Source organism: Geodermatophilus sp. SYSU D00814 (genome assembly GCF_054050055.1).
Genome location: NZ_JBJGYP010000017.1, coordinates 1 through 12,897, shown reverse-complemented (window position 1 = coordinate 12,897; position 12,897 = coordinate 1). Strand labels below are relative to the sequence as shown.

9 protein-coding genes and 1 pseudogene are annotated in these 12,897 nt (G+C 76.5%); 4 read left to right on the top strand and 6 right to left on the bottom strand.

All coding sequences use genetic code 11. The features are described from left to right. Positions 1–71: 71 nt before the first annotated feature. A pseudogene (locus tag ACI780_RS14540) lies at positions 72–860 on the bottom strand (DMT family transporter); the annotation flags it as partial. Positions 861–1,010: 150 nt separating this feature from the next. Between ACI780_RS14540 and pdxR the strand changes: the two are divergent. Then, complete coding sequence (gene pdxR / locus ACI780_RS14535) at positions 1,011–2,483, top strand: MocR-like pyridoxine biosynthesis transcription factor PdxR (RefSeq protein ID WP_456872829.1); 1,473 nt, start codon at positions 1,011–1,013, stop codon at positions 2,481–2,483. Here pdxR and ACI780_RS14530 read toward each other — a convergent pair. Beyond that, on the bottom strand, positions 2,480–4,852 hold the full coding sequence (locus ACI780_RS14530; protein ID WP_456872828.1) for a glycoside hydrolase family 65 protein: 2,373 nt from the start codon (positions 4,850–4,852) through the stop codon (positions 2,480–2,482). The genes pdxR and ACI780_RS14530 overlap by 4 nt on opposite strands. After that, entirely contained in the window at positions 4,849–5,598 is a 750-nt protein-coding gene (locus ACI780_RS14525; protein ID WP_456872827.1) for an HAD family hydrolase, read from the bottom strand. The genes ACI780_RS14530 and ACI780_RS14525 overlap by 4 nt, the downstream gene beginning before the upstream one ends. Before the next feature lie 139 nt (positions 5,599–5,737). On the opposite strand from ACI780_RS14525, the gene ACI780_RS14520 reads away from it, so the two are divergent. Beyond that, positions 5,738–6,283: a YbhB/YbcL family Raf kinase inhibitor-like protein gene (locus ACI780_RS14520; protein WP_456872826.1), complete on the top strand. Its 546-nt coding sequence runs from the start codon at positions 5,738–5,740 to the stop codon at positions 6,281–6,283. Positions 6,284–6,330: 47 nt separating this feature from the next. Here ACI780_RS14520 and ACI780_RS14515 read toward each other — a convergent pair whose 3' ends face one another. Next, complete coding sequence (locus tag ACI780_RS14515) at positions 6,331–7,161, bottom strand: GNAT family N-acetyltransferase (RefSeq protein ID WP_457003715.1); 831 nt, start codon at positions 7,159–7,161, stop codon at positions 6,331–6,333. A 94-nt stretch (positions 7,162–7,255) separates the two neighbouring features. Between ACI780_RS14515 and coaA the strand changes: the two genes are divergently transcribed. Together coaA and ACI780_RS14505 are read left to right on the top strand one after the other, a co-directional pair. Further along, a complete protein-coding gene (gene coaA, locus ACI780_RS14510; RefSeq protein ID WP_457003865.1) occupies positions 7,256–8,218 on the top strand; it encodes a type I pantothenate kinase in 963 nt (320 codons plus the stop codon). Positions 8,219–8,536: 318 nt separating this feature from the next. Continuing rightward, positions 8,537–8,740 carry a DUF5999 family protein gene (locus ACI780_RS14505; RefSeq protein ID WP_456872824.1) on the top strand — a complete coding sequence of 68 codons (204 nt, stop codon included), beginning with the start codon at positions 8,537–8,539 and terminating at the stop codon, positions 8,738–8,740. Between the two features lie 31 nt (positions 8,741–8,771). Here the strand turns inward: ACI780_RS14505 and ACI780_RS14500 are convergent, their stop codons facing one another. Together ACI780_RS14500 and gcvP are read right to left on the bottom strand one after the other, a co-directional pair. After that, entirely contained in the window at positions 8,772–9,713 is a 942-nt protein-coding gene (locus ACI780_RS14500; protein WP_457003713.1) for a hypothetical protein, read from the bottom strand. 83 nt (positions 9,714–9,796) lie between these two features. Then, entirely contained in the window at positions 9,797–12,790 is a 2,994-nt protein-coding gene (gene gcvP / locus ACI780_RS14495) for an aminomethyl-transferring glycine dehydrogenase (RefSeq protein ID WP_457003711.1), read from the bottom strand. Positions 12,791–12,897: the final 107 nt, after the last annotated feature.

Genomic DNA, 12,897 nt, shown 5'->3' with positions numbered 1-12,897 from the left:
GCTCGCGCTGGCCGCCTGGTGGCTGCTGCTGCGCTGACCGGGTCGCCGGCGCCCATCCCCAGCAGCAGCCCGGCGGCGACGACGGCGACGCCGGCCCACACCGGCAGGGTCGGCAGCGGCCCGCCGAGCAGCACACCGGTGGCGGCCGCGGCGACCGGTGCGATGCCGGTGAGCAGCCCGGCGCGGCCGGCGCCGAGGCGGGTGACCGTCGCGTACCAGAACACGAAGGCGACCGCGGTGACGCCGACGGCGAGGTAGCCGACGGCGAGCAGCTCCGCCGGCCCCAGGCGCAGGACCGCGCCGCGCCCCTCGGTGGTCAGCCCCAGGACGGCGAAGCCGAGCGCGGCCAACCAGGTCGTGTGCACCGACACCCCCCAGGGGCCGTGCCGGCCCAGCACCGGGACGGCCAGCAGGGTGAACGCCGCCTCGCAGGCCAGCACGACCAGCGCCCACAGCAGGCCCGTGCCATCGGCGCGCCCGAGCCCCTGCACCAGTGCCGCCCCGGCGGTGACGACGACGGCCGCGACGAGCACCCGCGGGCGCGGCCGGCGGCCCTCCAGCAGCGGGCCGGCCACCCCGAGCAGCAGCGGCACGCTGGCGACGGCGACCCCGAGCACCGCCGGCTCGGCGTGCACCGCCCCCTCGACGAGGGCGACGTTGAACAGCACCAGCCCGGTGCCGGCGACGCCGAGCAGCCAGCCCCACTCGGCGCCGCGCGGGCGCCGCAGCGGCCGGCCCGCGGCCCGCGCCAGCACGACGAGCAGCGCGCAGGCGGCCGCGTAGCGCACGGCCTGCGCGGTGGCGTCCTCGGCGGACCCCAGCAGCCCCGAGACCGCGACGCTGCCCCCGACGAAGGTCATCGCCAGGGCACCGGGCACCGCCGCGCGGACGGTGCCGCCGGAGCTGTCGGGCCGGGGGCTGTCGGGTCGGGGGCTGTCCGGGTGGGCGGTCACGGTGCCACCCTGGGCGCGCGGTGGACCGGTGGACAGGTCCGATGGGGACGAGGTGGAGTGGACCGATCCGGAGCACGGGACGACGGCGGCGCGGACTTCCTGCAGCTGCGCCGCGAGGAGGCGCCGCCGCAGGGCCTGACCACCTGGCTGGTCGACCGGGTGCGTGCCGCGGTGGCCGACGGGCGGCTGGCCCCGGGTGCGGCGCTGCCCCCGACCCGGGTGCTGGCCGGTGAGCTCGGCACCTCCCGCGGGGTCGTCGTCGAGGCGTGGCGCCGGCTGGCCGACGAGGGGCTGGTGGTGGCGCGGACCGGGTCGGGCACCGTCGTCGCCGGCCCCGCGCCGGGATTCCGGACCGCCCGGGCCGCTCCCGTGTCCGCTGCCGTGTCCGAGGCATTCCCCGGCGACGGCGCCGCGCCACGGCTGCCGGTGCGGGCACCCGAGGGCGTCGACATCGACCTCTCCCCCGGTGTGCCCGACCTCGCCGCCTTCCCCCGCGCCACCTGGCTGCGCGCCGAGCGGGCAGTGCTGAGCGGCGCCGGAGACGCCGACCTCGGCTACGGCGACCCGCGCGGCCACCCGCGGCTGCGGGCGGTGCTCGCCGCGTGGCTGGCCCGCACCCGCGGGCTGCGGGCCGGCGCCGACGAGCTGGTCGTCGTCGCCGGGGTGGCGCAGACGCTGACGCTGCTGGCGTCGGTGCTGCGCGCCCGGTCGGGCGGGGCGCCGCGGATCGCCGTGGAGGACCCCGGGTCGCGCGGCGCCCGGGACGCGATGGCGCACTGGGGCGTCGACCCGGTGCCGGTCCCCGTCGACGGCGACGGGCTGGTGGTCGACGCGCTCGCCGCCACGGACGTGCCGACGGTGCTGCTGACGCCCGCCCACCAGTTCCCCACCGGGGTGGTGCTGGCGCCGGGGCGCCGGCGCGCGGTGCTGGCCTGGGCGCGGGAGCGCGGCGGGCTGGTGGTCGAGGACGACTACGACGCCGAGCACCGCTACGACCGCGCGCCGGTGCCCGCGCTGCAGTCCGCCGCGCCCGGGTCGGTGCTGCACACCGGCAGCACGTCGAAGAGCCTGGCGCCCGGGATGCGGCTGGGGTGGCTGGCCGCCCCGGCGCACCTGCACGCGGACCTGGTCGCCGCCCGGCACGCCATGGACCTCGGCAGCCCGGTGCTGCCGCAACTGGTCCTGGCCGAGCTGCTGACCAGCGGCGCGCACGACCGGCACCTGCGCCGGGTCCGCGCCCGGCAGCGGGCCCGCCGCGACGCCGTCGTCGCCGCCGTCCGCGAGCACCTGCCCGCCGCCCGGGTGGAGGGGGTGGCCGCCGGGCTGCACCTGCTGCTCACCCTGCCCGGGCGGCCCGGGCTCGACGACACCGAGCTGGCCGCCCGCGCGCGGCAGGCCGGCGTACTGGTGCACCCGCTGTCCTGGCACCGGGTGCGGCCCGGCCCGCCGGGCCTGGTGCTCGGCTACGCCGCCTCCCCGCCCGGCCGCCTGCACGAGGCCGTCACCCGCCTGGCCCGCGTCCTCGCTTAGTCGCGCTGGCCCTTGCCGCGCCGGCGGGGCGCCGCGCCCGGCGGCTGGGTCACCGGGGCCACCTCCGGCGGCGGCGGGTTGTCCAGCACCGTGTCGCCCTCGTCGACGGTCACCCGCCGGCCGTGGTGGTGGATGTCGAGCGGCTCGCCCTCGTGCAGCCGGTAGGTGGTCTGCTCCCGGCCGATGGCGACCTCGAGGATGCGGCCCTGGTAGGCCAGCCGGAAGCGCAGCCCGGTGATCCGCGAGGGCAGCCGCGGGGCGAACAGCAGCCGGCCGTCGTGGTCGCGCATGCCGCCGAACCCGGCGACGGCGACCGTCCAGCCGCCGGCCAGCGAGGCGATGTGCAGCCCGTGCCCGGCGTTGCCGTGCAGGTTCTGCAGGTCGGTCAGCGCCGCCTCGCCCCAGTAGTCGTAGGCCAGCTCCAGGTGCCCGGTCTCGGCGGCCACGACCGCCTGCTGGGTGGCCGACAGCGAGGAGTCGCGCACCGTGCGGGCCTCGTAGTAGGCGAAGTCGGCGACCTTCTCCTCGTGGGTGAAGGCGTCCCCGCGCAGGTGCAGGGCCATCACCAGGTCGGCCTGCTTGACCACCTGCTTGCGGTAGATCTCGAAGTACGGGTAGTGCAGCAGCAGCGGGTAGTGGTCGGGCGGGGTCGCGGCGAAGTCCCACTCCTCGTGGTGGGTGAACCCCTCCGACTGCATGTGCACGCTCAGCCGCGGGTCCCAGGGCACCCGCATCATGCGCGCGGCCCGCTGCCACAGCGTCACCTCGTCCTCGCTGACCTGCAGCCGCCCGGCGACGTCGGGGTGCCGCTCGACGGCCGCGGCCGCCTCGCGCAGGTTCCGCTGCGCCATGAGGTTGGTGTAGACGTTGTTGTCCACGACGGCGGTGTACTCGTCCGGGCCGGTCACCCCGTCGATGCGGAACCCGTCCTCGGCGTCGAAGTGCCCGAGCGACGCCCACAGCCGGGCGGTCTCGATGAGCAGCTCGGCGCCGAAGTCGCGGTCGAACTCCTCGTCGCCGGTGGCGTGCAGGTAGCGCACGACGGCGTCGGCGATGTCGGCGTTGATGTGGAAGGCCGCCGTCCCCGCCGGCCAGTAGCCCGAGGTCTCCTCCCCGCGGATGGTGCGCCACGGGAAGGCCGCGCCGCGGCGGCCGAGCTCGCGGGCCCGGTCGCGGGCCAGGTCGAGGGTGGAGTGCCGCCAGCGCAGCGCGTCGCGGACGGCGTCGGGGGCGATGTAGGTCAGCACCGGGAGCACGTAGGTCTCGGTGTCCCAGAAGGTGTGCCCGTCGTAGCCGGGGCCGGTGAGACCCTTGGCCGGGATCGGCTGGCGCTCGGCGCGCAGCGAGGCCTGCAGCAGGTGGAAGGCGCCGACCCGCACCGCCTGCTGCAGCTCGTCGTCGCCCTCGATCTCGACGTCGGCCAGCGACCAGTGCGAGTCGAGCACCTCCTTCTGCTCGCGCAGCAGCCGCTCGAAGCCGGCCAGCTTCGCGGTGGCCAGCGCCCCCTCGACCTGGTCGCGCAGCGCCGCGGCCGAGCGGCGCGAGCTCCAGCCGTAGGAGAGGTACTTGACGAGCTTCAGCGTGGAGCCCTGCGGCAGCCGCGCGGCGAGGGTGTAGCGGGCGAGGTCCTCGCCGGCCTCGATGTCCTCGGTGACCGAGTCGGGCACGTCGACGACGTGGTCCATGCCGGCGGCGATGCGCAGCTTGCTGCGGCGGGTCTGGTGCACCAGCACCGCCCGCTGCATCCGGGCGACGGCCATCTCCTTGACCAGCGGACGGCGCAGTGCGGCCGCCGCGCGGGGGTCGTCGCTCTCGCTGCCGCTGTCGACCGGTTCGTTGGCCAGCAGGTCCGACTGCAGCGCCACGTAGAGGTCGCCGCGGTCGTCGCTGCACTCCACGGAGTACTCGATCGCGGCGATCGAGCGGCGGCGCAGCGACACCAGCCGGGTGCTGGTGACCTTCACGACCCGGCCGTTGGGCGAGCGCCACTCGGTGACCCGGCGCAGCACCCCGCGGCGCAGGTCGAGGGTGCGGCGGTGCTCGACGATCTCGCCGTAGTCGAGGTCGAAGGGGGTGTCGCCGACCAGCAGCCGGATCAGCTTGCCGTCGGTGACGTTGACGACCGTCTGGCCCTGCTCCGGGAAGCCGTAGCCGGCCTCGGCGTAGGGCAGCGGCCGCTCCTCGAAGAAGCCGTTGAGGTAGGTGCCCGGGACGACGATCGGCTCGCCCTCCTCGAACGAGCCGCGCATGCCGATGTGCCCGTTGGCCAGGGTGAACACCGACTCGTGCACACCGAGCGAGGCGTGGTCGAGACCGATCTCGGTCAGTGACCACGGCTCGATCGGGAAGCTGGGGCGCCCCTCGGTCACCTGGTGTCTCCCTCCGCGGTGCGGTCCCCCAGCAGCTGGTCCAGATCGGTGACCACGACGTCGGCGCCGTTCTCGCGCAGCGCGTCGGCCTGCCCGACGCGGTCGACGCCGACGACGTACCCGAAGTGCCCCGCGCGACCGGCCGCCACACCGGCCAGCGCGTCCTCGAACACCACGGCGGCGGCGGGCTCCACGCCCAGCGCCCGCGCGCCGGCGAGGAACGTGTCGGGCGCGGGCTTGCCGCGCAGCCCCTCGCGGGCGGTCACCACCCCGTCGACGCGGGCGTCGATGTACTGCGCGAACCCCCCGGCGTCGATCACCTGCTCGCCGTTGGCCGAGGCGGTGACGACGGCGGTGGCCAGGCCGGCCTCCTTGGCCGCGCGCAGGTAGGCCATCGAGCCGGGGTAGACCTCGACGCCGTGCTCGGCGAGCTCGGTGAGGAGCAGCTCGTTCTTGCGGCGGCCGATGCCGTGCACCGTCTGCGCGGCCGGCGGGTCGTCGGGGGTGCCCTCGGGCAGCGTGATGCCGCGGCTGGCGAGGAAGTCGCGGACGCCGTCGGCGCGCGGCTTGCCGTCGACGAAGCGGTTGTAGTCCAGCTGGGTGAACGGCGGGGCCTGCGGCTCGGTGGCGCGCAGGAACTCGTCGAACGTGCGCTTCCAGGCCGCCATGTGCACCGTGGCGGTCCGGGTGAGGACGCCGTCCATGTCGAAGAGACAGGCGCGGATGCCGTCGGGGAGTCCGAGCACGCTGCGACGCTACCGGCGCGTCGCGCCGCTGACCTGTCGAGACGTCCGGCCCCCGGTCGCGGGGCGGGCGCGCAGTCGGCAGCCTGGGCTCGGCGCGGAGTGCCCCGCACCGCCCGTCCACCCGAGGAGAGGACCGCCCGTGGCCGACCGGCCCGTTCCCCCCGACCCGTACCAGTTCCTGCCGCCCGTCCCGTCGTTCACGGTGACCAGCACCGACCTGCGCGACGGCGAGGTGCTGCCCATGCCGCACGTCAGCGGCGTCATGGGCGCCGGCGGGGAGGACCGGTCCCCGCAGCTGTCGTGGTCGGGCTTCCCCGAGCAGACCCGCGGGTTCGCCGTCACGGTCTTCGACCCCGACGCCCCCACGGTCAGCGGCTTCTGGCACTGGGTGGTCACCGGCCTGCCCGCCTCGGTGACCGAGCTGCCCCACGGTGCCGGCGACCAGGAGGGGTCGGGCCTGCCGGCCGGCGCCCGGCAGCTGCGCAACGACGCCGGCTTCCCCGGGTACGTCGGCGCCGCGCCGCCCGCCGGCCACGGCCCGCACCGCTACTACGTGGTGGTGCACGCCCTCGACACCGAGGACATGGGCGTGCCCGCCGACGCCAGCCCCGCGTTCCACGGCTTCAACCTGTTCGGCCACACGCTGGCCCGGGCGACCCTCGTGGTCACCTACACCCAGGACTGACCGCCCCGGCGTCCCGGCCCTCGCACGGGTCGGGACGCCGCCGGGCGTCAGCCGTGCGGCCGCTCCGGCGGGCGGGCGGCGACCCCGGTCGAGCCCAGCCAGGCGAAGCCGACCCGCTCGTAGACGCGGGCGACGTCGTCGTCGCCGGCGGTGAGGAAGACCAGGTCGGCGGTCTCGGCGGCCTGCGCCACCAGCGCGGAGGCCAGCGCCGCGCCGACGCCCCGGCCGCGCCGCCGCGGGGAGCTCGCCACGCCGACGATCTCGCTGATCTCGGTGCCGTCGACGTCGACCGGGTGGTGCGAGCCCACGCCCACCGGCTCGCCGTCCTCGATGGCCACCATGACCACCGTCCGGCCCGAGGCGACCCGCTCGCGCAGCACCGCCGCGCGGGGCTCCGGGAGGGTCTCCTCGTCGGTCTCCTCGTCGCTGGTGGTGCCGTCGGGGTCGTCGTCGTGGTGGGCGGCGAAGCCGGTCTCGAGCAGGTGCTGGTAGTGCGGCAGCGCCGGGTCCTCGGCGCCCACCACGTAGAGCCGGACGCCCGCGGGCAGCAGCACCTCCACCGGGTCGTCGACCACCAGCAGCGGGAAGTGCGACACCAGCAGGCCGGCGCGGCGGGCGGCGGCGTCCAGCGACGGGGTGCGCTGCACGATCCACTCCACCGCCGCGGGCAGCCCCGCCTGCTCCTGCAGCGCGGCGGCGGCGCGCACGTCCTCGGCGCTCACGGCACCGGCGCCCGGCCGCGGGCGGGCGGGGTAGGGCCAGGCCGGCGGGCCGAGCGGCACGTCCAGCGCCCCGGCCGGCACCGGGCGCGCGTCCGGCAGCGGCGCGGCGGCGGCGTACCGCTCCACGCGGTCGAGCAGCCCTGGGCGGGTCGGCACACCGGCACCCTATGCGCGTGCCCCGCGCCGGACCGGGGTCGTTCCCCCTGTCGGGGTGACCCGGCGGTCGGGCCGGCGGGACCCGGGCGGCACGATGGACGGCGTGACGGCAGGGACCCGGCCCTCGATCTCGCCCTACGCGGCCTTCGACCGCGACGCGTGGCGAGCCCTCGCCGGCGCCCGCACGCTCCCGCTGGACGAGGCCGACCTGCAGGCCCTGCGCAGCCTCGGCGACCGCATCGACCTCGACGAGGTCGCCACCGTCTACCTGCCGCTGGCCGAGCTGCTGGGCCTGCACGTCACCGCCAGCCAGCGGCTGTGGGCGGCGCAGAACCGCTTCCTCGGCGACACCACCGCGAAGGTCCCCTACGTCATCGCGGTGGCCGGCAGCGTCGCCGTCGGCAAGAGCACCACCGCCCGGCTGCTGCAGACCCTGCTGGCCGCCGGCCCCGGCTCGCCGCGCGTCGACCTCGTCACCACCGACGGGTTCCTGTGGCCCAACGCCGTCCTGGAGGCCCGCGGGCTGCTGACCCGCAAGGGCTTCCCCGAGAGCTACGACCGCCGCGCGCTGGTCCGGTTCCTCGCCGACGTGAAGTCCGGCCGCGGCCAGGTCAGCGCGCCGGTGTACAGCCACTCGTCCTACGACGTCGTGCCGGGGCAGCGGCAGGCCGTCGACCGGCCCGACATCCTCGTCCTCGAGGGGCTCAACGTGCTGCAGGCCGGCCGCCGCGACGACGGCCGGGTGCCCGAGGTGTTCCTCTCGGACTTCTTCGACTTCTCCGTCTACGTCGACGCCGCGGAGAGCGACATCCAGCAGTGGTACGTCGAGCGGTTCCTCGCGCTGCGCCGCACCGCCTTCGCCGACACCTCCGCCTACTTCCACCGCTACGCCGACCTCAGCGACGACGACGCCCGCGCCACCGCGCTGTCGATCTGGGCGGCGGTCAACGGCCCGAACCTGCGGCAGAACATCGCCCCGACGCGGTCGCGGGCGCGGCTGGTGCTGCAGAAGTCCGCCGGCCACTCGGTGCGCCGGATCCTGCTCCGCAAGCTCTGACCGGGCGGCGTCCCTCTCCTCGCTGCTCCCCCTCCCCGACCCGGCCATCGTGCCCGCGCGCGGCCAAGTTGGGGATAACGGTCAAGGGAGGCGATCGGCACCTCCGCCGTCGCGCTGGCGGCATGGTCCGCGCCGGCGGCATGGTCCGCGCCACCGGCGGCCTCCGCCATGGCGAGGTCTGACGACCCGAACGGGTCAGGTCGTGGGATTCGTCACTCGGAACACCGCAGGGGCGGGCGCACACTCGGAGACGTCCGGTGACCGGACGCTCACTGCACGTAGACCCGGCGTGAGCCGGCCCGATCGGGAGTCCTCCTGATGTGCGTACACACGACCCCCTGCCCCGACGCCACCAGCGACGCGCGTGACCTCGCCGCCGTCGTGAGCAGCCACCCCGAGCAGGGCTGGAGCCTGCTGTGCAACGGCGTCGTCCTGTTCGACGACGACGGCGAGCTGCTGCCCGACGGCCGCGCGGTCGCCGACCACCACCAGTGGCGGTCCCCCGGCCTGGTCTCCGCCTGACCCGACCGCCGGACCCGACCGCCCGATCCGGTCAGCCCGCCGCGGCCTCGGCGGCCTCGCCCAGCAGGGCGGTGAACGCCGCCGGGTCGGGCTCGGCCGCGTCCGGCGCGGCGCTCTGCGCCAGCAGCAGCCCGCGGGACCCGTCGACGACGAAGCCGACCAGCACGCTGTGGCTCTCCTCGCCGGCCGGCGCCACGGTGAACTGCACGCCGGCGCTGCGGTCGCCCAGCTGCGGCACGTCCAGGCGGGTCAGCTGCACGGTCGTGCTCCCGCCCCACGGGCCGGTCGTGGTGATCGACGAGCACCGGGCCAGCAGCTCGTCGACGGGCAGCGGCAGCCCCTCGAGCTGCGGGGACTCGGCCAGCACCTGCACGGTCTGCGTCTGCGGGGTGCGGGCGGCCTGCGAGGCGACGGCCAGGCCGTCGAGCTGGTCGCCGAGGGCGGGCATGGCCTCCAGGGCCGCCTGACAGCCGGCCGGCTCCACGGTCACCTCACCGGCCCAGTCGTCGTCGCCGTCGCCGTCCTGGTCGCTGTCGTACCAGGGACCGGGCCAGCCGCCCCACCCTCCCCAGCCACCCCAGCCGGAGCCGGCGCCGAGCTGGTCGAGGGTGATGGCGACGACGGTCGCGTCCTCGCCGAACGCCGAGGCGGGCAGCAGCCGGTCGTCCAGCTCACCGGAGCCTCCCGCGTCGGGCGGGGGCGCCGGCGTGGCCGACGGGGTGCCCGACGTCCCCGGCACCGACGTCTCCGGTGCCGACGTGCCGGGCGCCGAGGTCCCCGGCGCGGAGCTCCCGGGCGCCGAGGTCGCGGGCGGGGAGGTCTGCGGCGTCGGCGACGGCGCCGGCGTCGAGCTCTCGTCGGTGGCCGCGGCCGGTGCCAGCTCGTCGGAGCCCGCGCAGCCCGCCGTCAGCAGCGCCGCGGCGGCCAGCGCCGCACCCGTCGTCCGGACCCGTCGCCGCGTCGTGGCCGCCATGGCTGCATGATCCACCGGCGCGGTGACCTGCCGCACCCTCCGGAGGTCGGAACCGGCCGGTACCCGTGCCACGGGGGCCGCGCTCAGGCCCGGCCCGCGCCCACCACGTCGGCGGCGGTGCCGAGGTCGTCGGGGGCGCCCTCGCCGCGGTCGGGGACGTGCGTCCGCGGCGCGTGCGCGGGCTCCGGCTCGGCGAAGGCCTCCGGGGACGGGCAGGAGCACACCAGGTTGCGGTCGCCGAACGCCTGGTCGATCCGCCGCACCGGGGCGAGGTAGCCGCGGGTGGCCAGCCGCGGCACGGGGAAGACCGCCGTCGACCGCGGGTAGGGCCGCGCCCACTCGCCGGTGAGCATCTTGAGCGTGTGCGGGGCGTTGCGCAGCGGGTTGTCCTCGCGGTCGTACTCCCCCGTGGCCACCTGCTCGATCTCCGCGCGGATGGCCACCATCGCCTCCACGAACCGGTCGAGCTCGGCGAGGTCCTCGCTCTCGGTGGGCTCGACCATCAGCGTGCCGGCCACCGGGAAGCTCATCGTCGGCGCGTGGAACCCGAAGTCGACCAGCCGCTTGGCGATGTCGTCGTTGGTGATGCCGGTGGCCCGGGTCAGCGGCCGGATGTCGAGGATGCACTCGTGGGCGACCAGCCCGCCGGCGCCGGTGTAGAGCACCGGGTAGTGCTCCCGCAGCCGGGCGGCCAGGTAGTTGGCGCCCAGCACGGCGTGCTCGGTGGCCCGCTGGAGCCCGTCGGGTCCCATCAGCCGCAGGTAGGCCCACGAGATCGGCAGGATGCCCGCGGAGCCGAACGGCGCGCCGGACACCGCCGGGCCCTGCCCGCCGGTGTCGGCCAGCGGGTGCCCGGGCAGGAAGGGCACCAGGTGCTCCCGGACGCCGATCGGGCCGACGCCGGGCCCGCCGCCGCCGTGCGGGATGCAGAACGTCTTGTGCAGGTTGAGGTGGCTGACGTCGGAGCCGAAGCGCCCCGGCCGGGCCAGCCCGACCATCGCGTTGAGGTTGGCGCCGTCGACGTAGACCTGCCCGCCGGCGTCGTGCACCGCCGCGCAGATGTCGCGGATGTCGGTCTCGAACACCCCGTGCGTCGACGGGTAGGTGATCATGATCGCGGCCAGCCGCCCGGCGTGCTGGTCGATCTTCGCGCGCAGGTCGGCGACGTCGACGTTGCCCGCCTCGTCGCAGGCCACCACGACCACCCGCATGCCGGCCATGACCGCGCTGGCGGCGTTGGTGCCGTGCGCCGAGCTCGGGATGAGGCAGACGTCGCGGTGCGACTCCCCGCGGGAGGCGTGGTAGCCGCGGATGGCCAGCAGCCCGGCGAACTCGCCCTGCGAGCCGGCGTTGGGCTGCACGCTGACGGCGGCGTAGCCGGTGATCTCGGCCAGCCAGGTGCACAGCTCGTCGATCAGCTGCCGGTAGCCGCGGGCCTGCCCGGCCGGCGCGAAGGGGTGCACCCCGGCGAACTCCGGCCAGCTGATCGCGGCCATCTCCACGGCGCTGTTGAGCTTCATCGTGCACGAGCCCAGCGGGATCATCGTGCGGTCCAGCGCCAGGTCCTTGTCCGACAGCGACCGCAGGTAGCGCATCAGCGCCGTCTCCGAGCGGTGCGCGGAGAAGACCGGGTGGGTGAGGAACGGCGTGCGGCGGCGCAGCTCGTCGGGCAGCACGTCGGGGCCGTCGTCGTCGAGCGCCGACTCCTCCGCGGCGACCCCGAAGGCCTCGGCGACCAGCCGCAGCACCGCCGGCGTCGTCGTCTCGTCGCAGGCGACGGCCACGGTGTCGGCGTCGACGCGGCGCAGGTTGACCCGCCGGGCGGCGGCGGCCGCGACCACGTCGTCGGCCCGGCCGGGGACGCGCGCCTGCACGGTGTCGAAGAACGCCTCGTGGACGACGTCGACGCCACCGGCGCGCAGCCACCCGGCCAGCGCCAGCGCGCTGCGGTGCACGCGGGCGGCGATCGCCGTCAGCCCCTCGGGGCCGTGGTAGACGGCGTAGGCGCCGGCCATCACCGCCAGCAGCACCTGGGCGGTGCAGATGTTGCTGGTCGCCTTCTCCCGGCGGATGTGCTGCTCGCGGGTCTGCAGCGCCAGCCGGTAGGCGACGTCGCCGTCGGCGTCGACCGACACCCCGACCAGCCGGCCGGGCAGCTGGCGGGCCAGGCCCTCGCGCACCGACAGGTAGCCGGCGTGCGGGCCGCCGTAGCCCAGCGGGACGCCGAAGCGCTGGGTGCTGCCGCAGGCGACGTCGGCCCCCCACGCGCCGGGCGCCTCGAGCAGGGTCAGCGCCAGGACGTCGGCGGCGACGACGACCGACGCGCCGGCGGCGTGCGCGGCCTCGGCCAGCGCCCGGTGGTCGCGGACCGCGCCGCTGGCGCCGGGGTAGGACAGCAGGACGCCGAACGCGCCGGCCTCGGGCAGGTCGGCCGGCCAGCCCTGCGACAGGTCGGCGACGTGCAGGCCGATGCCGAGCGGCTCGGCGCGGGTCCGCAGCACCGCGAGGGTCTGCGGCAGCGTGTCGGCGTCGACGACGAACACCGCGCCCGGCTTGGCGCGGCCGGCCCGGCGGACCAGGGTCATCGCCTCGGCGGCGGCGGTGGCCTCGTCGAGCATCGAGGCGCCGGCCACGGGCAGGCCGGTGAGGTCGGCGACCATCGTCTGGAAGTTGAGCAGCGCCTCGAGCCGGCCCTGGCTGATCTCGGGCTGGTAGGGCGTGTAGGCGGTGTACCAGGCGGGGTTCTCCAGGATGGTGCGCTGGATGACCGCCGGGGTGACCGTGCCGGAGTAGCCCAGCCCGATCATCGAGGTGAACACCTCGTTGGCCGCGGCGCGCTCGCGCAGCTCGGCGAGGACGGCGGCCTCGTCGGCGGCCGGCGGCAGGCTCAGCGCGTCGCGGTCGCGCACCGCCTCGGGCACGGTCGCGTCGACCAGTGACTGCAACGAGTCGTACCCGACGGCCTCGAGCATCGCGGCGGTCTCGTCGGCGCGGGGGCCGATGTGCCGGGCGGCGAACGAGCCCGCGGGGCTCAGTGCGCGCAGTGACGGGAGGGGGCCAGCAGCAGCGTCCGCCATTGCCACGACGCTACCAGCGGGCCGCCGCACCCCCGCGCCGGCGGGCGCCGATCAGCGCGCGTGGTCAGGGGTCGGGGCGGGGCGCCGGGTCGGGGCGGGGCGGGGCG